Here is a 22,812-nt window from a genome sequence, read left to right as displayed (position 1 = left end):
TGATTTATTGTTGACTCAATTATATTTACTTTTCGTTAATATAATGAATAAAACAACAATAAATAGTCGCCGGAATTATTGTTATAAAAATAATTCGGAGAAGAATAAAATGATTTATTGGCTATTTTTATTAATGGCGATAGTGACCGAAGTTATCGGTACGTTATCTATGAAGTATGCGAGTGAAACCGGCAGTATTTATGGACATATCATTATGTATTTTATGATTACTTTGTCCTATATCCTATTATCCGTATCGATTAAACGCGTTGCTTTAGGCGTAGCTTATGCTTTATGGGAAGGGATTGGCGTTTTACTGATTACTATTTCTAGCGTCATGATATTTGGTGAAGATATTTCTCTGGCTAAAGCCAGTGGGTTAGCCATTTTGTTACTGGGTATTGTGTTAATTAAGTCAGGTATGCAGAAAAAGGGTAATAACGCAGTGAAATCCAGCAGTAGCTTGATGGATAAGGATGAATATCATGCAACAGCTTGAGTTTTATCATATTGCGTTTCTTGCTTTAGCCATTGTGATGGAAATTGTGGCAAATATATTTCTCAAGCTTTCCAACGGATTTAAACGGTTTTGGTTGGGAATACTGTCATTGCTGTGTGTTCTCGGTGCTTTTAGTGCATTGGCTCAGGCGGTTAAAGGCATGGATCTTTCCATTGCTTATGCCCTGTGGGGGGGATTTGGTATTGTTGCCACCATCGCGGCCGGTTGGATTATGTTTGGTCAGCGTTTAAATATCAGAGGTTGGATTGGGGTGCTGTTTCTAATTGCAGGTATGGTTATTCTTAAGGTTGCAGCCTGATTGCGGGACTTAAGAATAGTTGTATATCGGGTAGTAGCAAAATAAATGTTTCAGCCCTTGTTGTTCGTCATTCAATACTGGAATGGCGAACAACAAGCCAGTCGGTTACTTCGCGGCAATAATTTTAATTTCGACTTTATACTCAGGCTTCATCAGCTTAGCTTCAACGGTACAACGCACCGGTGCCTGCCCATCAACGACCCAACTATCCCAGGCGGCATTCATAGCAGAAAAGTCGGCTTTATCAGCCAGAAAAATGGTGGCGTCGAGAATACGTTCTTTGCTGGAGCCTAGCAGGTGCAGCATGATGTCGATATCGGCGAGTACGTTTGCTGTTTGGGCTGTGGCATCGCCATCCAGATTTTCAGGGACGCTGGTATAATAGATGGTGTTATTGTAAACCACGGCGTCAGACCAACGCTTGGTAGGGTTAATTCGTTCAATAGACATGATTTTTGCTCCTGATTATAGTCATCAATCTGTGTTAACCGATCAAGGTTAACATAACCGCTTTAAGGGATAAATTGCTGTTTCAGATGTCCGATCATCTTAGAACCCTATCTCAGCAATGTCATACCCGCCATTTTATAACCAATTTAGCCTGAATAACGAAACGGGGTGGTGGTGAACCGTCAGGAAAGGCATAATATGCACCTTCTTCACGATATCCGTCACACGTTGGCGGTCGATTATCAAGACAACGGACATTCTACTTGGCGGATGATTTCGCACCCAAAGGTGCACTAGCTCAGGCGATTAAAGGGTTTAAACCACGAGAGCCACAGCGTTTAATGGCTAAGGCCATTACCAATGCAATCAAAAAAAAGCAGGCGTTGGTGGTTGAAGCCGGTACAGGAACCGGTAAAACCTATGCTTATCTGGTGCCCGCGTTACGCTCTAAACGCAAAGTGATTATTTCGACTGGCTCTAAAGCGCTTCAAGATCAGCTATTCGCACGGGATTTACCCACGGTGGCGACCGCGTTGGAGTTTACCGGTAAGCTAGCCTTGCTTAAAGGGCGCTCTAACTATCTCTGTCTTGAGCGAATGGAGCAGCAAACCATGACCGGTGGAGAGCTGTCAAATTCAACGCTGAATGATTTAGTGAGTTTACGTCGCTGGTCATCAGGTACTTCTGATGGTGACGTCAGTACCTGTACTCAAGTGGCGGAAGACAGCTTTATTTGGCCTTTAGTCACCAGTACTAATGATAACTGCTTAGGCAGCGACTGCCCTTATTATAAAGAGTGTTTCGTGGTTAAAGCCCGCCGTCGAGCCATGGACGCGGATATTGTGGTGGTCAATCACCATCTGTTTTTGGCTGACATTGTGGTGAAAGAGAGCGGATTTGCCGAGTTGATCCCCAATGCTGATGTCATGATTTTTGATGAAGCCCACCAGCTTCCTGATATCGCCAGTCAATATTTTGGACAGCAGCTTACCAGCCGTCAGCTATTAGATTTAGCGAAAGATATTACTATCGCTTACCGCACAGAAGTGCGGGATATGGCACAGTTGCAAAAAAGCGCCGACCGCCTGACACAAAGCACCCAAGATTTTCGACTGGCGTTGGGCGATCCGGGTTTTCGCGGTAATTTGCGTGACGTGCTGGAGCAGCCAAATATTCAGCGGGCGCTGTTGTTAGTCGATGATGCGCTGACGCTCTGCTATGACGTGATTAAAATGGCCTTGGGTCGTTCAGCGTTACTGGATGCAGCCTTTGAAAGAGCGACGCAGTATCGCGCTCGCTTGGGGCGCTTAAAAGATGTGACGATTCCCGGCTACAGCTACTGGTATGAGTGCGGCGCTCGTCATTTTGTTTTGGCGCTGACACCGCTGTCGGTTTCTGAAAAATTCCGTGATTTGATGGATGAGAAAAAGGGCAGTTGGATTTTCACTTCCGCCACGCTATCGGTCAATGATTCTCTGGAGCATTTTAACCAGCGTTTAGGATTAACCAACGCAGAAACACTGCTCCTGTCCAGCCCATTTGACTATGCCAAGCAAGCGCTGCTTTGTGTACCGCGCTTTCTCCCTTCACCTAATCAATACGGTGGGGCCAAACAGCTGGCAAAAATGCTGCAACCGTTGATTGAGGCAAATGCCGGGCGCTGTTTCTTCCTGTGTACTTCACACCAGATGATGCGTGATTTGACCGAAACTTTTCGCGAAAACATGACATTGCCGGTATTGATGCAGGGTGAAACCAGTAAAGGTAAATTATTATCGCAGTTTGTTGAAAGTGGTAATGCCTTGTTGGTAGCAACCAATAGTTTCTGGGAAGGGGTTGATGTGCGAGGTGATGCTCTATCCTGCGTCATCATCGATAAACTGCCGTTCACTTCGCCTGACGATCCCTTACTTAAAGCACGAATTGAAGACTGTCGTTTGCGCGGCGGCGATCCCTTTAATGAAGTTCAGCTTCCTGATGCGGTCATTACCCTTAAACAGGGGGTAGGACGTTTGATTCGAGACACCGACGATCGCGGAGTGATTGTGATTTGCGACAATCGTTTGGTGATGCGTCCTTATGGTGCCATTTTCCTTAATAGTCTACCTCCAGCCCCAAGAACCCGGGATTTGACCAAGGCTATTGAGTTTTTACATCAACAACCGAAGCATGATGATAAATAAGCGCGATAACGCTATTTATCTCCATGACTATCCCTATGATATGATTGTGACATCATGCTTATATTTAAATTTCCCGTCTGAGGTTTTCTATGTCAACGCGAATTCTTGCGCTTGATACAGCCACTGAGGCTTGTTCTGTTGCTATCTGGAATGATGGCGATATCCATGCTTTATATGAACTGTGTCCTCGTGAACATACCCAACGTATTTTACCGATGGTTCAGCAAATTCTGGCTGAATCAGGATTAAAGCTGACCGACATTGACGCTTTGGCTTTCGGCAGTGGTCCGGGCAGCTTTACCGGTGTGCGTATTGGTATTGGTATTGCTCAGGGACTAGCTCTGGGCGCGGATTTACCGATGATTGGCCTGTCAACGTTAAACACTATGGCGCAGGGCGCTTACCGAATGACCGGCGCTTCGCAGGTTCTGACGGCGATTGATGCGCGGATGGGTGAGGTTTATTGGGGACAGTATCAGCGTAATGCCCAAGGGCAGTGGCAAGTACAAGGTGCTGAGCAAGTTCTGGCACCGGAAAAGGTGACGGAGCAGCTTAAATCACTTCACGGTGAGTGGGCGATGGCCGGTACCGGGTGGCCGGTTTATCCCGACATGGCGGTGGGTACAAATGTGACGCTAACCAATGGCAATATGTTATTACCACAGGCTGAGGACATGTTACCTTTGGCCCTTGAGCGCTGGAAAACCGGTCAGGTTCAGGCAGTAGAGGATGTACAGCCCATTTATTTGCGTAATGAAGTCACATGGAAAAAGCTTCCGGGACGTGAATAACGGGGTTTAAGGTAAAAAATACCGCTTCGTCAATTTTTATCACGCTGTGTAAATATTTGATATGACATTAGCGTTGAACGGTTGATTCATGATAACCATAGGTTATTCATGGACGTAATGCTCTACAGATAATCGCTTTCCCGACGGATAATGACAACAACCGGGAAGGGATCATGGGTGAGAGACAGGAGTAATAGATTGGACAAGAAATGGTTATCCCGTTATCCGCAAGATGTACCGGCAGAAATTGATCCGGAACGATACTCATCGTTAGCGGATATGTTTGAAAATGCAGTAAAGCATTTTGCCGATCAGCCTGCCTATATTAATCAGGGGAAAGTCATGACTTTCCGCCGGTTAGAGAAGCGCAGTAGGGCATTTGCCGCTTATCTACAAAATTCACTAGGGTTAAAAAAAGGTGACAGGGTAGCGTTAATGATGCCTAACCTGCTGCAATATCCCATTGCCCTGTTTGGTATTCTGCGTGCGGGGATGATTGTGGTAAACGTTAACCCGCTATATACCCCAAGAGAACTGGAACATCAGCTAAACGACTGCGGTGCGAAGGCGATTGTTATTGTGTCTAACTTTGCCCACACGCTGGAAAAAGTGGTAGCTAAAACGCAAATTGAACACGTTATTTTGAGCGGATTGGGCGATCAGCTTTCCGTTGGTAAACGTTCGTTGGTCAATTTCGTGGTTAAATACATTAAGAAATTGGTGCCCAAGTATCATTTGCCCGGAGCGGTTTCATTTCGCACTGCCTTACATCATGGTCGCAGACAGCAATACATTAAACCCAGCCTGACTCCTAATGATTTGGCGTTACTGCAATATACCGGTGGAACGACGGGTGTTGCCAAAGGGGCGATGTTAACGCATCGCAATATGTTGGCCAATATGGAACAGGCTCGCGCAGCCTACATTCCGTTATTGAAGGTTGGCCAAGAGATGGTGGTGACGGCGTTACCGCTGTATCACATTTTTGCACTGACGGTTAACTGCCTGCTGTTTCTTGAGGTGGGCGGTTGTAATTTATTGATTACCAATCCACGCGATCTTAAAGGCATGGTAAAAGAGCTGGGACGTTATCCTTTCTCTGCGCTGACGGGTGTGAACACCTTATTCAATGCACTGATTAATGATGAAGATTTCCGTGAGCTGGATTTCTCTCATTTGCGTATTACGGTGGGCGGCGGCATGTCGGTACAGCGTAGCGTTGCCGAACGCTGGGAGCAGTTAACCGGCACGCATTTGCTGGAAGGATATGGTTTGACGGAGTGTTCACCCTTGGTGGCCGGTAACCCATATGATTTACAGCAATATAGCGGCAGCATTGGTTTACCGGTGGCGTCAACCGACATTCGTTTAGTGAATGATAACGGTGAAGATGTACCGGACGGTGAAGCGGGTGAGTTGTGGGTAAAAGGTCCTCAGGTTATGCAAGGTTATTGGAACCGACCAGAGGCGACTAACGAAGTGTTGAAAGACGGTTGGTTAGCTACCGGAGATATCGTGGTGATGGACGAGCAAGGTTTTATGAAAATCGTCGATCGTAAAAAAGATATGATCCTGGTTTCCGGATTTAACGTCTATCCCAACGAGATTGAGGAGGTGGTTGCACATCATCCTAAAGTACTCGAAGTGGCTGCGATTGGTGTACCGAATGAGGTCTCCGGTGAGACGGTTAAAATATATGTGGTGAAGAAAGATCCTAGCTTAACCAAAGATGAATTATTGGCGCATTGTCGTAGTGGATTGACGGGCTATAAGATCCCCCGAATTGTCGAGTTCCGTGATGAGTTGCCTAAGTCTAACGTAGGCAAAATATTACGTAAGAGCTTACGTGATGAAGTACTGAAACAGCAGGCAGGCGAATAACCTTATTCGTTTGTCAGGCAGCACTAAAATAGTACCGGTTTATCCGGTGCTATTGTGTCTGAAATTAATAAAAAAGAGATATCGTTTTGGATTATCAACTGATAACAACAGATGACCAGTTAAAGCTTGTTTGTGAACGTGCTGCTCAGGCCTCACGGATTGCCCTGGATACCGAATTTGTCCGTACCCGTACTTATTACCCGCAGCTTGGCTTAATTCAGCTTTATGATGGAGAGCAGGTCACCCTGATTGACCCGCTTAATATCAACGATTGGTCGCCGTTTACCGCATTGCTAATTAATCCCAATGTAATTAAGTTACTGCATGCCTGTAGTGAAGATTTAGAAGTGTTTTTACATGAATTTGGCATTCTGCCTCAGCCATTAATCGATACTCAGATACTAGCGGCGTTTAACCAGCGCTCTTTGTCGACAGGGTTTGCCACCCTGGTGGCGGAATATTTGCATGTTGAATTGGATAAAAGTGAATCAAGAACCGATTGGCTGGCGCGCCCGCTGACGGAGAAACAGTGTGTTTATGCCGCTGCCGATGTCTATTATTTGCTGCCGATTGCCGATGCTATCCTGAAAGAAACCGAACAGTTGCAGTGGTTAACCGCGGCGCAAAACGAATGTGTGATGATGAGTAAACGCCGTAGTGACGTTGTCACTCCCGAGCAAGCTTATTTAGATGTGAATAATGGCTGGCAGCTTAATGGCCGTCAGTTAGCCTGTTTAAAGTTGTTAGCCGCCTGGCGCTTAAATTATGCCCGTGAACGGGATATGGCAGTAAACTTTGTGGTTAGAGAAGAGAACTTATGGCAAGTGGCTCGTTATTTACCCACCTCGTTGGCAGAACTAGAGCCTTTAGGATTAAGCGGACCAGAAATTCGATTCCACGGTCGTACACTGTTGCGATTAGTGACGGAAGCCCTGTCGGTAGCTGAAGATGACTTCCCGCCGAAGATATTGCGTATTGTCGATCATCCCGGATACAAAAAGCTGTTTAAAGACATTAAATCTCTGATTCAAACGGTTTCAGCAGAAAGTGGTCTCAACGTAGAGTTGCTGGCCTCTCGCCGTCAGATTAATCAGGTGCTTAAACTCTATTGGCAGCAAGGCTCGTCTAATGAAACCGCTGAATTACTTCAGGGTTGGCGTGGAGAGTTAATGGGGGAGCGTCTGAAGGCTTTATTGGAGCAGGAAGCTAAACCGTTTATGTAATTAAATCAGATAATTGCGGTTGTTAAGTTTGCATCTTCCCGGTCGTCTTTAATCATGGTGTTTTATCCATATTCATTACGGCCGGGATATTTTTAAATACTGATTTGAAAGAGCGTTTACCAACCAAATATCTCGTTTACCCTAAGGCTACTTTTATTCCCAGGCCTATCAATACAACCCCCAGAACTTTATCAACGGACTTTTGCATCTTAGCCAGACCGCGTCTTACCGGTGCGCTTTGAATCAGAAATACCAGAGCAGGCCACCAGATAGCAGACAGAATCCAAATAATAAAGGCATACCACATTTTCTCGCCGGTGCTGGAGTCGATGTTTAACACCTGAGTAAAAACAGAAAGGAAAAATAGGGTGGCTTTTGGATTGAGCAGATTACATAGATAACCCTGGATAAAAGCATTTCTATAGCTGGTTTGTTGCTGAGAGACGTGGGTGACATCCATTTTACTGCCTCCCTTAGCCAGCAGCGCTTGAAAGCCAATCCAGATGAGATAGGCGGCACCAGCGTATTTTAAGATGTTGAATAACCACGGTGTCGCCGTAATCACCACCGCCAGTCCGGCTACGCAGTAGGGCATATGCGTAGCTACCGCAAGGATAACCCCCAGAGCTGTAAACATGGCGACAGAACGAGGATAACGAGCCGCATTTTTAACGATTAAAAAGAAATCCGGGCCCGGGGATAACATACCCAAAGTGGCGATAGTGGCAACAAAGAGAGATGTCTCCAGCATACAAACTCCAATTTATCCATAATGGCAACGGTAAGCATTTGATAATGTCAGAGCTTTACTGAAACGCAAAGGGTTAAATAATAAAGTAGGTCGAGCAAATTCGGTGCCAGCCTTCAGGCCAAGCGTTCACCTGTTAGTTTAAACCGAGATCCCGGTTTTCACCGGGATGACGAGGTTAATGAATCATGCTACACCGAGTCATAAACTGGTGGTATTAACCAATGATTTAGTTAACTTTAACGATCTTTTTCACATCAACTTCAATTGAACTCCAGTCTTTATCGATTTCGCCCTGAATTTCCACCTTGTCTTTCGGCGTAACGGTAATTCCGTTCCAGTGCTTACGATCTACCTCAATATTGATGGTTCCGGTTTCATCACGGAATAGATAGCGTTTTTTGCCCACTTGCTGCTCAATATTGCCGCGCAACGTCACCCAACTGTCATCGCTCATTTTAAGCGCTTTATCAACGGTGGTTTCGCTCGTATTGGGGCCAGAGAATCCACCGCTTTGGGGGACTGTGGTCGTGGTTTCTGGTGCGACAGCGCCTGGGCCGCTGAAACCGCCGTTTTGGGCAACAGCAGAGGTACTGGCTAACGCGGCAACTAAAGCTAACATAGATAATTTGTTCATTGGAATCTCCCTTAAATAATGAATGATTTCATCTGTTCGTTAGGTATTAAAACATAAGGTTCTTAACAGGATCTTAAAAGGATGAAAATTAAAAAATATATTTCATAATGCGCTTTCAGCCATAGCCATGGCTTTATTTATGCGGTAAAAGTTAGCGCATAAATAAGGGGAGACGAAAACAATGCGCATTCTGTTAATTGAAGATGACAGACTGATCGGTGATGGTATTAAAGCAGGTCTGAGCAAAATGGGATTCAGCGTCGACTGGTTTGCTGATGGCAAGACCGGACGGCAGGCGATCGCGTCTGCACCCTATGATGCCATCGTGCTCGATCTCTCCTTACCGGGAATGGATGGCATGGATATTCTGCGTGACTGGCGTAAAAGTGGTCATGATGAACCGGTGCTAATCCTGACCGCTCGCGATGCGCTGGAACAACGGGTCGCTGGGCTCCAACAGGGAGCAGATGATTATCTGTGTAAACCTTTTGCGTTGGCGGAGGTTGCGGCTCGATTACAGGCTTTAATTCGTCGTCGCCACGGTCGGCTAATGCCGAAGCTAACCTATGGGCATGTAACGTTGGAACCCGCAACCATGACGGTGACGAGCCACGGTGAAGCGGTTTTATTGAAGCCTAAAGAGCTGGCGATACTGGAACTATTTTTACATAACGTTGGACGGGTTTTACCGCGGCCGTTGATAGAAGAAAAACTGTATAACTGGGATGAGGAAGTCTCCAGCAATGCATTAGAGGTTCATATCCATCATCTGCGCCGCAAACTGGGAAATGATTTTATTCGTACCGTCCACGGTGTGGGTTATACGTTGGGAGAAATAAAATGAAATTTCTCAACCTCAAAGCTCGTCTCATTCTGATGTTTAGTGTCTTGGCTGTGGTGACATGGGGAGTAGCAAGCTTTATTGCATGGCTACAAACCAGTAAAAATATCAATGAACTGTTTGATACCCAACAGATGGTATTTGCCAAACGATTGTCGGTATTACACCCGGATATGTCGCAAACCATTACGGAACAATTACCGAAGACTAAAAAGCTAGTGCGCCACAATCGGGGAAAGCAAGACGACGATGCTTTGGCCTTTGCCATTTTTACACCACAAGGAACCATGGTTCTCAACGATGGTGATAACGGCAGAAAATTTATTTTTAATTATTACCAAGATGGTTTTGTCGACAGCGCCATTCAGGGCAGTGACGATCTTTGGCGTATCGTCTGGCTACAATCAGCAGATAAAAACCACATTATTGCCGTTGGTCAGGAGTGGGATTACCGACAGGATATGGCGAAAGATATTGTGATTTCCCAGCTGATGCCGTGGTTGATCGCGCTGCCGATTATGATGTTGCTCATGAGTTGGTTGATAGCCAGAGAGCTGTTACCGTTACGTAAAATTGCCGAACAGCTTAATCAAAGAAAGCCCGATGATGAATCGGCGCTGGATATCCAACAGATTCCCAGTGAAGTCCGCCCAATGGTTGAAGCGTTAAATCATCTGTTTGCGCGTATTGGTTCAATGCTGACGAGGGAGCGCCGTTTTACTTCAGATGCGGCGCATGAATTGCGTAGTCCACTGGCGGCGTTAAAAGTTCAGACTGAAGTAGTTCAGTTAGCCGGTGATGATGAAGCGTTACGCAATCGGGCGCTGGGTAATCTGATTGACGGTATCGATCGCTCTACGCGGGTGGTCGATCAACTGTTGACGCTTTCTCGTTTGGAATCACTATCGCAGCTTGATGAGCTGCATAAGATTGACTGGCTGGCGCTATTACAAACCGGAATTGCCGATATTTACTACAAAGCTCGGGCAGAAAATATCGAGATTAGTCTGGAAGTTCTACAAACGCCGCGGCCGATTCGAGGTCACCAGTTATTGCTTTCCGTACTGATCAGGAATTTGCTGGATAATGCCATTCGTTATGCCCATACCGGCGGTAATGTTAGCGTGATATTAAGGCAAAGCAGTTTTAGCGTAGAAGATGATGGCCCGGGAGTTAGTGATGAATTCATTCAACGTATTGGCGAACGTTTTTTCCGGCCACCAGGACAGGAAAAAACCGGAAGTGGCCTTGGCCTGTCCATTGTTCAGCGCATTGCTAATTTACATGGAATGAGCGTCAGTTTTAATAATCGCTTAAAAGGCGGTTTTGAAGTAAGAGTGAACTGGCACTAATATTCATATGATTAATAGAGTCATTTCCATTTTTATGACTAAACTGACGCAGTTAATGCGACTAATTGTTAAAGGGGGCTCACATGAGGCTATTGCTGGTTGAAGACGATGAGTTAATCGGAGATGGTATTCATGTTGGTTTGACCGAGTTGGGGTTTACCGTTGACTGGTTTACCGATGGTTTATTGGGACAACAAGCAATAAACTCTGCGCCATATGATGCGGTTATTCTGGATTTAAGCCTGCCGCATGTTGATGGCCTGAATATTATTAAGCATTGGCGGCAACAGAAAATAGATACGCCGGTTCTTATTTTAACGGCGAGAGATGCATTAAAAGAACGCATAAATGGCATTCAGTTTGGTGCCGATGACTATTTGTGTAAACCTTTTGCTTTAGAAGAAGTGGCAGTTCGGCTTCAGGCTTTGATTCGACGACGTCATGGACATCATAGTTCGGTAATTAAGTATAAAGATATCGTACTGGATACGGCCAATTATACCGTGACTAAAGGTGGCGAAACGGTGGTGTTAACCTCGCGAGAGCTGAAGCTGCTGGAATTATTTTTACTCAGTCAGAATCGCGTTTTGAATAAAACCTTTATTCAAGAAAAACTCTATTCATGGAGTGATGACGTCAGCAGTAATACGGTAGAAGTACATATTCATAATCTCAGACACAAACTGGGGAAGGAATTGATTCGTACCATTTATGGCATCGGCTATGCATTAGGCGATGAACGATGAGAAACTTGAGTCTTCGAACCCGACTTACCGTCATTTTTACCCTGCTGATTTTGTTAGCATGGGTCATTTCATCAGCGATTGGTTATATTAAAGTTCGGCAACGTATTAGAGCAATGTATGACGCTGAGCAAATTCTGTTTGCCCAGCGCTTAGAGCGTTCAAGTCTGGATGATTTACTGCATATCAAGCCGCAAAACGATAACACATCATTTAAAACTAATCGGTTCACTAAAGCGCAAGATGCGCTTACCTACGCTATTTATAGCAGCGTCGATGGCAAGAAATTGCTAGGAGACCGTGAAGATATCGCGGCTTTTACCTATTCTCCGGCAGAGTTAAAATTGGGGAGTGAGCCTAAATTTGTTGAAACCCCGGAATGGCGGGTTTTATGGCTTAAGTCTCAGGATCAGCGCTTTATCATTGCCGTTGGACAGAAAAACGCTTACCGCACGCGGTTGGCTAAGCTTATTCTGCTCGATCATCAGGTCACGCCGTGGGGAATCATTATGCCCATTATGCTGATTGTGATTATGCTGATGATTGGTCGGGAATTAGCGCCGCTAAAACGTGTGTCAGATGACTTAAAGAACAGGGAACCTGATGATGATACGCCCATTAAAGAAGCCCAATTACCGATAGAGGTGCGTCCTTTTGTTGACGCGCTGAATGCGCTGTTTCGCCGTACTGGAGAGCTATTAAAGCGTGAGCGTCGTTTTGTGTCTGATGCGGCTCATGAATTGCGTACACCATTAACCGCATTGCGAGTTCAGACGGAAGTTGCTCTGTTAACCGCCAATAAACCGGAAGCACAAAAAAAGGCGCTGAATAATCTTACCGTGGGTATCGATCGGGCTTCTCGGCTGGTCGATCAGCTCCTAACTCTATCGCGTCTCGATGCTCATGCAATCATTCCCGATCGGGAAGATATTGACTGGCAAATGTTGCTACAGGAAATGCAGCCTTCGTTTTTTGATACCGCAAAAGAAAAGGGGATGGATCTGCAAATGAACTATCAGGGTATGCCCAATACCAGTGAAGGTAATCCGGTATTACTCTCGTTGTTGATTCGGAATTTGGTGGATAATGCACTTTATTATACGCAGGAAGGCGGTTGCGTAAGGGTTACGTTAACGGATAAAGAACTCATCGTCGAAGACAATGGACCTGGGGTGACGGATGAACAGTTAGCGCGTTTAGGCGAACGCTTCTATCGACCACCGGGGCAAGTTAAGACCGGCAGCGGTTTGGGGCTGTCTATCGTCAGGCAAATCGCTGAACTTCATAATTTAAGTATTCGTTTTAATCATGGTGAAAACGGCGGTTTTGTTGCCAGAATTATCTTCTAGGTAGATTGTTGAGGGGATAGTCTTCATGCTATCCCCTCAATGTAGGCTAGCTGTTTTGACGACATGATTTAAACATATCAAGTGGGGCCTGATATTCACCAGTTTGAATATTAAATGTGCCCAGTAAAGAGTGAAAAAGGTTGTCTTGGCTAAATTGATTTTGTTTTGCTTCTTTAGCCAGACAGTTTTCATCCAGCTTTTGTGAGCGCCGATAGTCAGATGATGTCCATAGCAGCATCGGCACATGGGTCTGCTGACTAGGTGCAAGGGCATAAGGCGCACCGTGCAAATATAGCCCGTTCTCTCCCAAAGATTCACCGTGATCGGACAGGTAAAGCATCGCTGTATTGAATCGGTCATGGTGTTTTTGTAGCAGGGAGATAGTTTTATCCAATACAGCATCGGTATAGAGCAGAGTATTGTCATAGGTATTGCGCAATGATGTGGTATCGCAATCCTGAATATCGTTGGTATCGCAGGTAGGGATAAAGTGGCGGTACTCTTTGCTATAGCGCTGATGATAGCTTGGGCCGTGGCTGCCCATTTGGTGCAAGACAATGATGCCATCATTATCTAACTGGTTAATATAGTCATCCAGCTTATGCAGTAAGATCTCATCCAGACAGGCTCCGTCTTGGCAGTATTGCGGTAGTTTAAATGCTGTCATATCTTCTGAGGGAACGCGATTGCAGACGCCTTTACATCCGCCGTCGTTATCTCTCCATAACACATTAATTTTGGCTCTGGCCAGAATATCCAACAGGTTTTCCGTGTGCTTGGCCTGTGAGGCACTGTACTCTTTTCGGGTCATATTGGAAAACATGCAGGGAACGGAGACAGCCGTTTCCGTGCCGCAAGAACTAACGTTATCAAAATAGATAATGTCGTTACGTTTAGATAGTATCGGGTTCGTGTTTTTGTCATAGCCACCAAGAGAGAAACTCTCGGCTCTGGCTGTTTCGCCCAGCACTAAGATCACCAGCGTTTTCTTTGGCTGTTGAGTTAATAGCGAGCCTTTTTGGGCATCCAGGCCAATTTGAACAAAAGGCTTACGCGCATCAAAGTAGCTAGCCACGTTATTGATCAGGCTACCAACCATATTAGACGGGGTTAGCATTTTGACGATATCTTTGTTATTACGGAAAAAGGGGGCGTAATCCTTATAAAAAAACAGTGCGATCAGAATAATCACCAAAGCTGAAACCATGATATTGACCCCTTTAAGCCAAACAAAATGCCAGATACTTTTGGTCGTTTTAATTTTAGTGAGTGCCACGGCGATTGAAGGAATAATGCCTAACAGGGTAAACCAGATAACCATTTTGAATGAAAGCAGATCCAGTGCTTCATGGGCATTGGTTTCTAATGCATTCTGGGTCATGTTTTGGTCAATCACGGTATTAAAGCTATACATAAAGTAGTTAATTGCAGCGCCAGTTAAAATCAAAACGATGGCCACTGGCTTACGAATATAGGGTAGCAGCAATAGCGTGAAGATGATATTCAGGCAACAAAACAGCAGCACTGGCATGGAAGCGGAGAACATGAAACTGTGGAACGAGTTAATATTAACAATATTCCAGACATGGGCAAAGAAACGGGTATTTTGAATGACGGTAATAAACAGCGCTACGCTGATAATAAATAAAATATCACTACACTGCACTTGGAACGTTTTTTTCATAGCCAGATATTAATCAAGGTGTTCAATAAATCAGTGAACGTAGTTAATCACTTAATCCTTAATTAATTATTAAGCTCAGGAAACGCAGTGTAATAGATGAGCAAAGGATAGTATTCGCCAGAAAAACGGCAGAAGAGGTGGTGGAAAAGCATAGTCAGGCCACTTAATGGTTAAGCGGCCTGAACGATGAGATTAACGTTTGATAGATTTAAACTGTTTAGTGGTTTCGGTTAGCGCCACTTCCGTCGGTAAACGTTCCATAGAGCTTGCTCCATAGAAACCATTACAGTCAGGGCAATGCTGTAAGATATATTCTGCATCTTCCGGACTGGCAATCGGCCCGCCGTGACATAGGACAATCACATCGTTGCGAATAGATTTAGCCGCTTTAGCCCAGCTATTAATCAAAGGCACACAGTCGGCTAAGGTTAACGCCGTTTCGGCTCCGATGTTGCCGCCGGTAGTGAGTCCCATATGGGGAACGATAATGTCGGCACCCGCTTTGGTCATATCAATCGCGTCTTGTTCACTGAACACGTAAGGGGTAGTCAACAGGTCTTTTTCATGAGCCATTCGGATCATATCCACTTCCAGAGCATAGCCCATACCAGTTTCTTCCAGATTCGCTCGGAAGTTGCCGTCAATCAGGCCAACGGTTGGAAAGTTTTGTACGCCGGAAAAACCGACGGCAGCAATATCATCAAGAAATTTATCAAATTGGCAGAAAGGATCAGTACCGTTTACACCAGCCAGAACTGGCGTATGCTTCACCACGGGTAATACTTCTTTCGCCATATCCATCACGATTTCGTTGGCATTACCATAGGCTAACAGACCGGCTAAAGATCCTCGACCCGCCATGCGATAGCGGCCTGAGTTGTAAATCACAATTAAATCAATGCCGCCGCTTTCCTCACATTTTGCCGATAAGCCAGTACCGGCTCCACCACCGATAATTGGCTCTCCGCGGGCTATCATGGCATGAAATTTTTCCAGTAACTGTTTACGTTGTGTTGACATCAGATCTCTCCCAGTTTGTTTAAATATTTTTCTTAATTCAGTCATGTTATGGACTGAAAATACCTAATATATTCATTCGTCGCCGTTTGTCGTTTTAGATAACCAGCGACTATAATTCGGGCGTTATTCGCTTCAATTCAAGATTAAAGCTACTGTTAAGTCTCTTTTGGTGAGTTGATTTGGTAACCACTCTCTTCTATGCATATATAACAACCATAATGAGACTCGAGTTTCATTATAGGTTCGATTGATGGTGGAGTCTGTTAGCTACATCGCATTTTACAGATTTGGACTGTGAGCTTGCTAAAGTAAATGTTGGTCGGAAAGAGTCTGATCTAACTTATTGAATTAAGATATTCTTTGGATACTCTATTTTTATTACTAAGCTGAGATAAGAAGGGCTTGTGAATGGAACCAGTTGAACCAATTAATGACGTCAACACGCTAACGCATTTAAAGAGGAGAAAATATAATCTCTTAATTAAGTTGGCTCTAAAAATGTTTGAAGAAGGCGCATTTCCATCAGTCAGCGAATTGGCTATTGAAGCTCAGGTCTCACGGGCAACGGCTTATCGGTATTTCCCGACGCAAAGCGATTTGATTTCTGCGGTAGTCGATGAGTGCCTTAAACCGATTATCTTATGGCGTCCGGAACATACTAAAGCTGAGGATAGGGTAGAGGAGCTACTTAAGTTTGCCTATCCGAAGATGTTACAGCATGAGGGAGCATTACGTGCAGCACTACTATTATCGCTCCAGCAGTGGGCTAACGAACGTTTGATTGCAAGTCAGGCTGAGGTGAAAACCGAAGTAACTGAAGTGAAAGAGAAACTGGTTAGGGGGCACCGCAAACAGATTTTATCTCTGGTGACGGAGCCGTTACGTGAAGAGCTTCCTTCAGAGCTAGTGGAGAAAGTAAACCATGCGTTATCTATCATTTATGGTTCTGAAGTATTTATGGTGTTAAAGGATATCTGGCAGCTTGATAACGATAATGTACAGTCAGTGACCCAATGGATGGCAAAGGCCATTCTTAATCAGGCTCGGACTGACGCGAAAAAATAGGTTTAGTCTCTGACCCGCAGCGTCATGCTGCGGGGAACTGATATCAGCAGAAGTTAGCTCAGATGTTCAAACAGGATATTAACCCCAATACCAATCAGGATCAGACCACCGATAATTTCTGCACGTTTACCCAAGATAGGGCCAATAAAACGGCCTAGCATCATGCCCAGCGTTGCCATAATCATGGTCGCCAGGCCGATAGCCATGGCGGTATGAATAATATCAACTTGCAATAAGGCTAATCCAACGCCTACGGCCATCGCGTCCAGGCTGGTGGCTATGGCCGTGGTAACCAAAACCCAAAAGGAGTGACGGCGAATTTTTACTATATGCTCGTCTGGTTTTTTACTGCCTTCAACAATCATCCGGCAACCAAGAATAAAGAGCAGGGTAAAAGCAACCCAGTGATCCCATTCGGTAATGTACTGACCAGCAACTAAACCTATTCCCCAGCCAATCAGCGGCGTGATCGCTTCAATACAACCGAAAATTAATCCGGTACGAAAAGCTTCGCGAAATCGGGGTTTATGTAAGATAGCGCCTTTACCAACGGATGCGGCAAACGCATCCATAGACATACCAAAGGCAAGAATAAGTGTGGCTGAAAGGTTCATGGGAAAGTCTCCGGCTGAGCAACATATACATGCAAGGCACCTCTAAACCTACAGAGTGCCCACCATGTCTATGGTCTCGCCTACCTGACGGTTGCCTGCACCACGCTGAATTTTAGGTAATTCAAGCGAGCATGTTGATACAGGCGCTTTTGTTGGATGAACAAAAACCGGCTACTCCCCAATGACGGGCGGGATCTTAACATTAGGTTCCCGCTTCACCAAGAAGGAAACACTTATTAATAAATATTCTCATTAAATGATTGTTATTTTCATTTGATGTGCTGGGTTACGGCTGCGTATTGCGGTTTTTACCGAAATGACGGAAGAAATATCGTCATACAGGCTTTATTTCGTCGGTTTAATACCTTGCAGACAGAAAATGGCGACCAGACACATCACCGCAGCAATATAGAACACCGTGTGAAAATTCCATATTTCTGCCACGGTACCGGCCAGCGAGCCGGCGATAATCCAACCTACCCGTATTGTATTGGTAAACAGAGTCGTTGCCGCACCGGCCTGACCTGGCATCAGATCTTGAAAGTAGAGCATACCGATCCCGGCAAGAATACCGATAAAAATGGCATTAAGTATTTGTAATAACAATAATATCCATGGAGAGGTGAAAAAGAATAACGCAATATAAAACAGCAGACCGGCAATAATGGCGTTTTTCATTAGCTTATGTTTACCGAATCGCTGGGCATAATAACCAGCGATAATCATCACTGGAATTTCTAGCCCGGCAGCGGTTCCCATCATAATTCCCACCAGCTTTTCTGACAGCTGTAATTCTGTAATCAGATAGAGCGGCATATTGATGATGTACATACTATTACAAGTCCACATCAAGGCGCTGACGATAAACAATAGCAGCGTATCACGCCTGTTCTGACGAGGGGCTTGAAGGCGAGCGTTGTCGATTCGTTTTTCTTTTGGCATAGAAGGCAGGGCATACCAAACAATCACTGAACAAAAAACAAACGCTACTGCGGCGGAGAGATACATGGTTTTAAAACCAAATCCTAATGCCAGCGCAAAAGCTAAAGGTGGGCCAATAACCCAAGCCAGTGAAATTTGAGCGCGCAGTATTGAACTGAACATCACTACTTCACGATTGGTTCGGTCAGCGTGTTCTCTGGCCAGCGCAAACAATTGAGGTGTCGCGGTTGAGCCAAATGTTGAGAGCAAAACCCCCACCGTTAGCAGCAGAAAGTAATCTCGATTAAAAGCATAAAGTACACTACCCAATGCCCCAAACAGGCAGCATATCACGATCAACATTTTGCGATCGCCAGCGCGGTCAGAATAGCTGGCGATAATCTGACTAATAATAATGCCAATCACTGCACTGCCGGTAAAAAACAGGCCAACCAGAATAGGTCTGGTGTGCACTTCAGTGGTCAAAAACAGGCTGAGCGTTGGGGTTTGCAATGCACCGGCAATCCCGGTAAGGAAGGCAATCAAGAGAAAAGCTAATGACGTAAGGTCAGTCATTTGCCTGAGTGATGTGGTAAAACTCTTCATAATTGAATGAAATTTCAACAGAATAAGGGGTTGTAGCGGATGATACGCGCTTTACTGTCGAATAAAAAGGCGAATTATCTTTTAACTTATTGATAACAAATAGATAGATGATACGGAGTAAAGCGAATCACCAAACCACGTCTGTCTATAAATCAGACGTGGTTTGGTCGCCAAGGTTATTGAATAAACTGTTCGAGCTGCTCAAATATCTGTAGGTTTTGGCTGTATTTGACCTGCTGTACGTCCTCCAGCTTTTCTACCTGACTGACCATTTGTGGCAGGCGTTGATCGTTTTGTACCAATAACCATATTCGGCTCTGGTTGCTCTCTTTCATGGGTAGACACAGGATGCCTTCGACGTTGAATGCCCTGCGAGCAAACAAGCCACAGATGTGTGACATTACGCCGGGGTGATTACAGACAGTGAGCTCTAAAGCAATAGAGTGATTTTGTTGTGTCATGGTTAAGCTCCAATCATTTCGATATTAGCGGCACCCGGCGGTACCATTGGGAATACTTTCTGGTTAACGTCAATTAAGGCATGAATTAAACAAGGTCCAGGGCGATTAATGGCGGCTGCCAAGGCTTTCTCTGGATCGGATTCGGTATTGAGATCGCAAGTATCCAAACCAAACCCAGCGGCGATTTTGACAAAGTCCGTTTGATAGGGATAAGCCGCGGCAAAAATACGTTGCTGATAGAACAGGGTTTGTTGCTGATGAACCAAGCCCAGAGCCTGATTGTTCATCAAGATGATTTTAATATCCAGATTGTGTTCTACCGCGGTGGCCATTTCTTGAATGTTCATCATCAAACTGCCATCACCCGAGAAACACAGCACTTTGCGTGTTGGTTCCGCTAACGCCGCGCCAATGGCTGCGGGTAAGCCAAATCCCATGGTGCCTAAACCGCCAGACGTTAACCACTGGCGCGGTCGGCACAGCGGATAAGCTTGGGCAACCCACATCTGATGTTGACCAACATCGGTGGTGATAATCGCATCTTTATCGACGCAGCGCGCTGCGGCTAATACCAAACCATAATGGCTTAACGGATTATCGGCATCAGGCATATTAAATGGATGCTGTTGTTTGATGTTATTGACCACATTTAACCATGCGGTACGAGGCTGCTGCTCTATCTGCGGCAACAATTGCTGTAAAACCTGACCTGCATCGGCATGGATCGCGATATGCGGCTGCCTGATTTTACTCAGTTCTGCACGGTCAATATCAACATGAATAATACTGGCGTTTGGACAAAACTGTTCAGCTTTACCAATGGCTCGATCGTCAAAGCGAGCGCCGATGACGATGAGTAGATCGGCTTCCTGTAGGATAAGATTGGTACTGCGTGCGGCGTGCATCCCCAACATCCCTAAAGATAATGGATGGCTGGTTGGTACCGTACCTAAAGCCATAAGCGTCATCGTTGTTGGTAAATTAGCGCGTTCCGCCAGCGCCAGCGCTGATTCATGGGCGTTGGCACAAATAATACCGCCACCTAAATACAGCACCGGACGCTTGGCCTGATTAATCATATCGGCGGCCTGTTTAATTTGGTTGATATCAAACAGTGGGGCGCTATCCATTACCGGCATAGGCGGTAATGCTGATAGCTCAATGGTAGCGGTTTGAATATCTTTGGGAATATCAACCCACACCGGGCCCGGACGGCCAGATTCAGCAATACGAAAAGCCTCACAAATAACGTTGGGCAGGTCGTTAATATCGCGCACTAAGTAGTTGTGCTTGGTGATAGGAATAGAAATACCGTAAGTATCAACTTCCTGAAAAGCATCAGTCCCGATCATGCCGGAAGAAACTTGTCCGGTAATACAAACTAGCGGAATGGAATCCAGCTTAGCATCGGCAATCGCGGTAACCAGATTAGTTGCCCCAGGGCCGCTAGAGGCAATACAGACTGCTGCTTTCCCGCTGGTTCTGGCCATACCTTGAGCCATAAAGCCTGCACCTTGCTCATGGCGAGCCAAAACATGGTGAATAATGCTGCTTTGACTGAGTGCATCATACAATGGTAACGCTGCGCCTCCGGGTATACCGGCGACGGTGGTAATACCTTGACGCTCCAGCAAATAAACAATTAATTCAGCGCCCGTCATGCGGGTGGGGTGTTGAGGTATGCCCAAAGAAACCATAGCTTATATCCTTTCATTAAGCCGGTACACTCGGAGCAGGGCGTCTAGAAAAGAGAAACCCCGCTCGGTTTGCGCCGGCGGGGTTTTTGAAATCAATGCGTTGATTCGGACCCGTTACGGCGCACTGCCGACGACCACCACCACACGCACGACGACTACCGCAGCAGGTTGCGCGGTAAAGAGAAGAGTCGAAGTGAATTGAGCTGGGATCACAGGGTAACCTTATCAATCAGTAAAATTTAAAGTGCATTTATAAAAGCACAGCTCAAAAGGTAGGACAATAGATTTATCGATAGAACGTTAAGAAAGAATAAAAAATGAGAGATTTGTCACTATATGAATGGCGTTGTGAACGAATAAATTGGGGAAATATGACAAATAAGCCACATAGGATAGCAACTGACCAACAGGGTTTATCTTTTACGGAGGTGCCTCATTGCCCAGAGCTACGCTGACGTGGACATAAACTGGTCATATCTTCAATTCAAACGCCGATGAGGCTTTAAGCTGTCCATTAACGACAATATCAACGCGATGATGCCCGGCATAATAGGCTCTGACACCTACGGCTTTAACAGCATGAGTCTTGCTAATATGTTTAGTCTCATGAGCATTTAATTTCAGTGATGCTAAGCGAAATGCTTTTGGAATCGTTCGACCATTATGACGAACATGATGAATAATATATTCAACTGTTAAATCATGATGAGCCGTATCCGGATTTATCATAGCCACTTCCATCTTGATTGATTCACCAAGCTGAATCTCTTTTGGCGTGATATCAAAATGTGAGACTTCTATAATCTCACCGCCAGTTGCCCCAATTAGTGTTAAGGCCTTTTGATTGCCCGCTTTAATCAGGCTTCTTAATGCTCTCTTGATAATTTGAGTTGTTTCAGGGGTTGAGCTTTCAGACTTCCAACGTTCTAGCGTTTCAATGATTAAATCCGGCCAGTCTTTTGAAATATCATTAAGATTATTCCCTACTGATTTTCGGACGTAATCACTAGGATCTGAGCGTAATATTTCCAGAATCGCTAAAACAGGCTTTGGATCATCAATAAAACATTGGAGCTTAGGTGCCCAAGGTAAACGAGGACGAATTCCCTCTGATGCTGCACGTCTTAAATGAAAATTTGAACTTCTTGCCCACTCACCAAGAGTCCCCATAGTGTATTCATAATGTTGTTGAATAAATGGACGAACTGCATATTCGGCAGTATGCCGCTTAGTAATCTCTGCCAGCGCAGATAAAGAAGCCTCAGGAAAGCTTAATCCAAACTCCTCAACGAATCGTGCGATAGGCATCAGATACCAGCCTTCGTTAAACATCCCGGCATCTTCAGCTAATTCATCGCCCAACGAATCAACAATGATATTGATAGCGGTAGGATAGTCCTGTGGTAGCTGTTTACGTAATTCATCTGCAAGTACATAGACCCTATCTTTAAGTTCTAATGGGCCAATTTTCGTCTGCACTTTTGAGGCGTAATCATTCGTATCAATTTGATGTAATGGATTAATCATCTCAGCGATAATTTGCGCACATTCACTGTTGTAATACTTTTTGTGTCCAGTTTCAGCCTTTGCCATAGATCTCGCTCTTTAATGATTACGCTATAGAGATATTTATTAATATCATACTGTTATATCTAAATCTCATATTTTATTCATTTTTTGCATCCATATATTCTGAAGCGTAAGGTTACGACCAAGAGGAAATTCTTT

22 protein-coding genes and 1 riboswitch are annotated in these 22,812 nt (G+C 45.0%); of the genes, 11 read left to right on the top strand and 11 right to left on the bottom strand.

Annotation, left to right across the window (positions count from 1 at the left end):
• Nucleotides 1-109 precede the first annotated feature (109 nt).
• Together mdtJ and mdtI are read left to right on the top strand one after the other, a co-directional pair.
• A complete protein-coding gene (mdtJ, locus tag EL341_RS09190; RefSeq protein WP_074822358.1) occupies nt 110-499 on the top strand; it encodes a multidrug/spermidine efflux SMR transporter subunit MdtJ in 390 nt (129 codons plus the stop codon).
• Nucleotides 486-818 (top strand): multidrug/spermidine efflux SMR transporter subunit MdtI, encoded by a 333-nt coding sequence (mdtI, locus tag EL341_RS09185; protein WP_047781101.1) that lies wholly within the window; start codon nt 486-488, stop codon nt 816-818. The genes mdtJ and mdtI overlap by 14 nt, the downstream gene beginning before the upstream one ends.
• A gap of 105 nt (nt 819-923) precedes the next feature.
• Here the strand turns inward: mdtI and EL341_RS09180 are convergent, their stop codons facing one another.
• The gene (locus EL341_RS09180) at nt 924-1,268 is read right to left on the bottom strand and encodes a RidA family protein (protein ID WP_126467622.1); all 345 of its coding nucleotides are present in this window, start codon (nt 1,266-1,268) and stop codon (nt 924-926) included.
• A 263-nt stretch (nt 1,269-1,531) separates the two neighbouring features.
• Between EL341_RS09180 and EL341_RS09175 the strand changes: the two genes are divergently transcribed.
• The 4 genes from EL341_RS09175 (at nt 1,532) to rnd (ending at nt 7,346) form a co-directional block, all read left to right on the top strand.
• Nucleotides 1,532-3,451, top strand: a complete 1,920-nt coding sequence (locus EL341_RS09175) for an ATP-dependent DNA helicase (RefSeq protein WP_047781099.1) — start codon at nt 1,532-1,534, stop codon at nt 3,449-3,451.
• A gap of 89 nt (nt 3,452-3,540) precedes the next feature.
• Complete coding sequence (gene tsaB / locus EL341_RS09170) at nt 3,541-4,242, top strand: tRNA (adenosine(37)-N6)-threonylcarbamoyltransferase complex dimerization subunit type 1 TsaB (RefSeq protein WP_126467620.1); 702 nt, start codon at nt 3,541-3,543, stop codon at nt 4,240-4,242.
• Nucleotides 4,243-4,440: 198 nt separating this feature from the next.
• A complete protein-coding gene (gene fadD / locus EL341_RS09165; RefSeq protein ID WP_047781097.1) occupies nt 4,441-6,123 on the top strand; it encodes a long-chain-fatty-acid--CoA ligase FadD in 1,683 nt (560 codons plus the stop codon).
• 86 nt (nt 6,124-6,209) lie between these two features.
• A complete protein-coding gene (rnd, locus tag EL341_RS09160) occupies nt 6,210-7,346 on the top strand; it encodes a ribonuclease D (RefSeq protein ID WP_126467618.1) in 1,137 nt (378 codons plus the stop codon).
• Nucleotides 7,347-7,482: 136 nt separating this feature from the next.
• On the opposite strand, the gene EL341_RS09155 is transcribed toward rnd, so the two are convergent.
• Together EL341_RS09155 and EL341_RS09150 are read right to left on the bottom strand one after the other, a co-directional pair.
• The gene (locus tag EL341_RS09155; protein WP_126467616.1) at nt 7,483-8,097 is read right to left on the bottom strand and encodes a LysE family transporter; all 615 of its coding nucleotides are present in this window, start codon (nt 8,095-8,097) and stop codon (nt 7,483-7,485) included.
• A gap of 226 nt (nt 8,098-8,323) precedes the next feature.
• The gene (locus EL341_RS09150; protein WP_126467614.1) at nt 8,324-8,731 is read right to left on the bottom strand and encodes a YgiW/YdeI family stress tolerance OB fold protein; all 408 of its coding nucleotides are present in this window, start codon (nt 8,729-8,731) and stop codon (nt 8,324-8,326) included.
• A gap of 181 nt (nt 8,732-8,912) precedes the next feature.
• Between EL341_RS09150 and qseB the strand changes: the two genes are divergently transcribed.
• From qseB to qseC (EL341_RS09130), 4 genes are all read left to right on the top strand, one after another.
• Nucleotides 8,913-9,575, top strand: a complete 663-nt coding sequence (qseB, locus tag EL341_RS09145; RefSeq protein WP_126467612.1) for a quorum sensing response regulator transcription factor QseB — start codon at nt 8,913-8,915, stop codon at nt 9,573-9,575.
• Nucleotides 9,572-10,924 (top strand): quorum sensing histidine kinase QseC, encoded by a 1,353-nt coding sequence (qseC, locus tag EL341_RS09140; protein ID WP_126467610.1) that lies wholly within the window; start codon nt 9,572-9,574, stop codon nt 10,922-10,924. The genes qseB and qseC (EL341_RS09140) overlap by 4 nt, the downstream gene beginning before the upstream one ends.
• 83 nt (nt 10,925-11,007) lie before the next feature.
• Nucleotides 11,008-11,670, top strand: a complete 663-nt coding sequence (locus tag EL341_RS09135; protein ID WP_047781091.1) for a response regulator — start codon at nt 11,008-11,010, stop codon at nt 11,668-11,670.
• The gene (qseC, locus tag EL341_RS09130; protein WP_126467608.1) at nt 11,667-13,016 is read left to right on the top strand and encodes a quorum sensing histidine kinase QseC; all 1,350 of its coding nucleotides are present in this window, start codon (nt 11,667-11,669) and stop codon (nt 13,014-13,016) included. Before EL341_RS09135 ends, qseC (EL341_RS09130) begins: the two co-directional genes overlap by 4 nt.
• A gap of 46 nt (nt 13,017-13,062) precedes the next feature.
• On the opposite strand, the gene eptA is transcribed toward qseC (EL341_RS09130), so the two are convergent.
• Both eptA and EL341_RS09120 read right to left on the bottom strand, forming a co-directional pair.
• A complete protein-coding gene (eptA, locus tag EL341_RS09125) occupies nt 13,063-14,700 on the bottom strand; it encodes a phosphoethanolamine transferase EptA (protein ID WP_126467606.1) in 1,638 nt (545 codons plus the stop codon).
• A 192-nt stretch (nt 14,701-14,892) separates the two neighbouring features.
• Nucleotides 14,893-15,720: a phosphoenolpyruvate hydrolase family protein gene (locus EL341_RS09120; protein ID WP_114986663.1), complete on the bottom strand. Its 828-nt coding sequence runs from the start codon at nt 15,718-15,720 to the stop codon at nt 14,893-14,895.
• Between the two features lie 408 nt (nt 15,721-16,128).
• Between EL341_RS09120 and EL341_RS09115 the strand changes: the two genes are divergently transcribed.
• Nucleotides 16,129-16,785, top strand: coding sequence for a TetR/AcrR family transcriptional regulator (locus EL341_RS09115; RefSeq protein ID WP_126467604.1), 657 nt, complete (start codon nt 16,129-16,131; stop codon nt 16,783-16,785).
• 53 nt (nt 16,786-16,838) lie between these two features.
• Here EL341_RS09115 and mntP read toward each other — a convergent pair whose 3' ends face one another.
• From mntP to EL341_RS09085, 6 genes are all read right to left on the bottom strand, one after another.
• Nucleotides 16,839-17,399, bottom strand: coding sequence for a manganese efflux pump MntP (mntP, locus tag EL341_RS09110; RefSeq protein ID WP_047781086.1), 561 nt, complete (start codon nt 17,397-17,399; stop codon nt 16,839-16,841).
• Nucleotides 17,400-17,404: 5 nt separating this feature from the next.
• A riboswitch (yybP-ykoY riboswitch) is annotated at nt 17,405-17,591 on the bottom strand.
• A gap of 153 nt (nt 17,592-17,744) precedes the next feature.
• Complete coding sequence (locus EL341_RS09105) at nt 17,745-18,926, bottom strand: sugar efflux transporter (protein WP_126467602.1); 1,182 nt, start codon at nt 18,924-18,926, stop codon at nt 17,745-17,747.
• Between the two features lie 176 nt (nt 18,927-19,102).
• Entirely contained in the window at nt 19,103-19,387 is a 285-nt protein-coding gene (gene ilvN / locus EL341_RS09100; RefSeq protein WP_047781084.1) for an acetolactate synthase small subunit, read from the bottom strand.
• Between the two features lie 2 nt (nt 19,388-19,389).
• Complete coding sequence (ilvB, locus tag EL341_RS09095; protein ID WP_126467600.1) at nt 19,390-21,084, bottom strand: acetolactate synthase large subunit; 1,695 nt, start codon at nt 21,082-21,084, stop codon at nt 19,390-19,392.
• A gap of 114 nt (nt 21,085-21,198) precedes the next feature.
• On the bottom strand, nt 21,199-21,297 hold the full coding sequence (gene ivbL / locus EL341_RS09090; RefSeq protein ID WP_071845460.1) for an ilvB operon leader peptide IvbL: 99 nt from the start codon (nt 21,295-21,297) through the stop codon (nt 21,199-21,201).
• Nucleotides 21,298-21,555: 258 nt separating this feature from the next.
• Nucleotides 21,556-22,677 carry a DNA alkylation repair protein gene (locus EL341_RS09085; RefSeq protein WP_074822393.1) on the bottom strand — a complete coding sequence of 374 codons (1,122 nt, stop codon included), beginning with the start codon at nt 22,675-22,677 and terminating at the stop codon, nt 21,556-21,558.
• Nucleotides 22,678-22,812: the final 135 nt, after the last annotated feature.

Origin of the sequence: Pragia fontium (assembly GCF_900638655.1) — a bacterium.
Lineage (GTDB): Bacteria > Pseudomonadota > Gammaproteobacteria > Enterobacterales > Enterobacteriaceae > Pragia > Pragia fontium.
This window is presented reverse-complemented; position numbering and strand designations above follow the sequence as displayed.

Coding starts and splice junctions, on each gene's coding strand:
- mdtJ (WP_074822358.1), top strand. CDS start 110: ATGATTTATTGGCTATTTTTATTAATGGCGATAGTGACCGAAGTTATC.
- mdtI (WP_047781101.1), top strand. CDS start 486: ATGCAACAGCTTGAGTTTTATCATATTGCGTTTCTTGCTTTAGCCATT.
- EL341_RS09180 (WP_126467622.1), bottom strand. CDS start 1,268: ATGTCTATTGAACGAATTAACCCTACCAAGCGTTGGTCTGACGCCGTG.
- tsaB (WP_126467620.1), top strand. CDS start 3,541: ATGTCAACGCGAATTCTTGCGCTTGATACAGCCACTGAGGCTTGTTCT.
- EL341_RS09155 (WP_126467616.1), bottom strand. CDS start 8,097: ATGCTGGAGACATCTCTCTTTGTTGCCACTATCGCCACTTTGGGTATG.
- EL341_RS09150 (WP_126467614.1), bottom strand. CDS start 8,731: ATGAACAAATTATCTATGTTAGCTTTAGTTGCCGCGTTAGCCAGTACC.
- qseB (WP_126467612.1), top strand. CDS start 8,913: ATGCGCATTCTGTTAATTGAAGATGACAGACTGATCGGTGATGGTATT.
- qseC (WP_126467610.1), top strand. CDS start 9,572: ATGAAATTTCTCAACCTCAAAGCTCGTCTCATTCTGATGTTTAGTGTC.
- EL341_RS09135 (WP_047781091.1), top strand. CDS start 11,008: ATGAGGCTATTGCTGGTTGAAGACGATGAGTTAATCGGAGATGGTATT.
- qseC (WP_126467608.1), top strand. CDS start 11,667: ATGAGAAACTTGAGTCTTCGAACCCGACTTACCGTCATTTTTACCCTG.
- eptA (WP_126467606.1), bottom strand. CDS start 14,700: ATGAAAAAAACGTTCCAAGTGCAGTGTAGTGATATTTTATTTATTATC.
- EL341_RS09120 (WP_114986663.1), bottom strand. CDS start 15,720: ATGTCAACACAACGTAAACAGTTACTGGAAAAATTTCATGCCATGATA.
- EL341_RS09115 (WP_126467604.1), top strand. CDS start 16,129: ATGGAACCAGTTGAACCAATTAATGACGTCAACACGCTAACGCATTTA.
- mntP (WP_047781086.1), bottom strand. CDS start 17,399: ATGAACCTTTCAGCCACACTTATTCTTGCCTTTGGTATGTCTATGGAT.
- EL341_RS09105 (WP_126467602.1), bottom strand. CDS start 18,926: ATGAAGAGTTTTACCACATCACTCAGGCAAATGACTGACCTTACGTCA.
- ilvN (WP_047781084.1), bottom strand. CDS start 19,387: ATGACACAACAAAATCACTCTATTGCTTTAGAGCTCACTGTCTGTAAT.
- ilvB (WP_126467600.1), bottom strand. CDS start 21,084: ATGGTTTCTTTGGGCATACCTCAACACCCCACCCGCATGACGGGCGCT.
- EL341_RS09085 (WP_074822393.1), bottom strand. CDS start 22,677: ATGGCAAAGGCTGAAACTGGACACAAAAAGTATTACAACAGTGAATGT.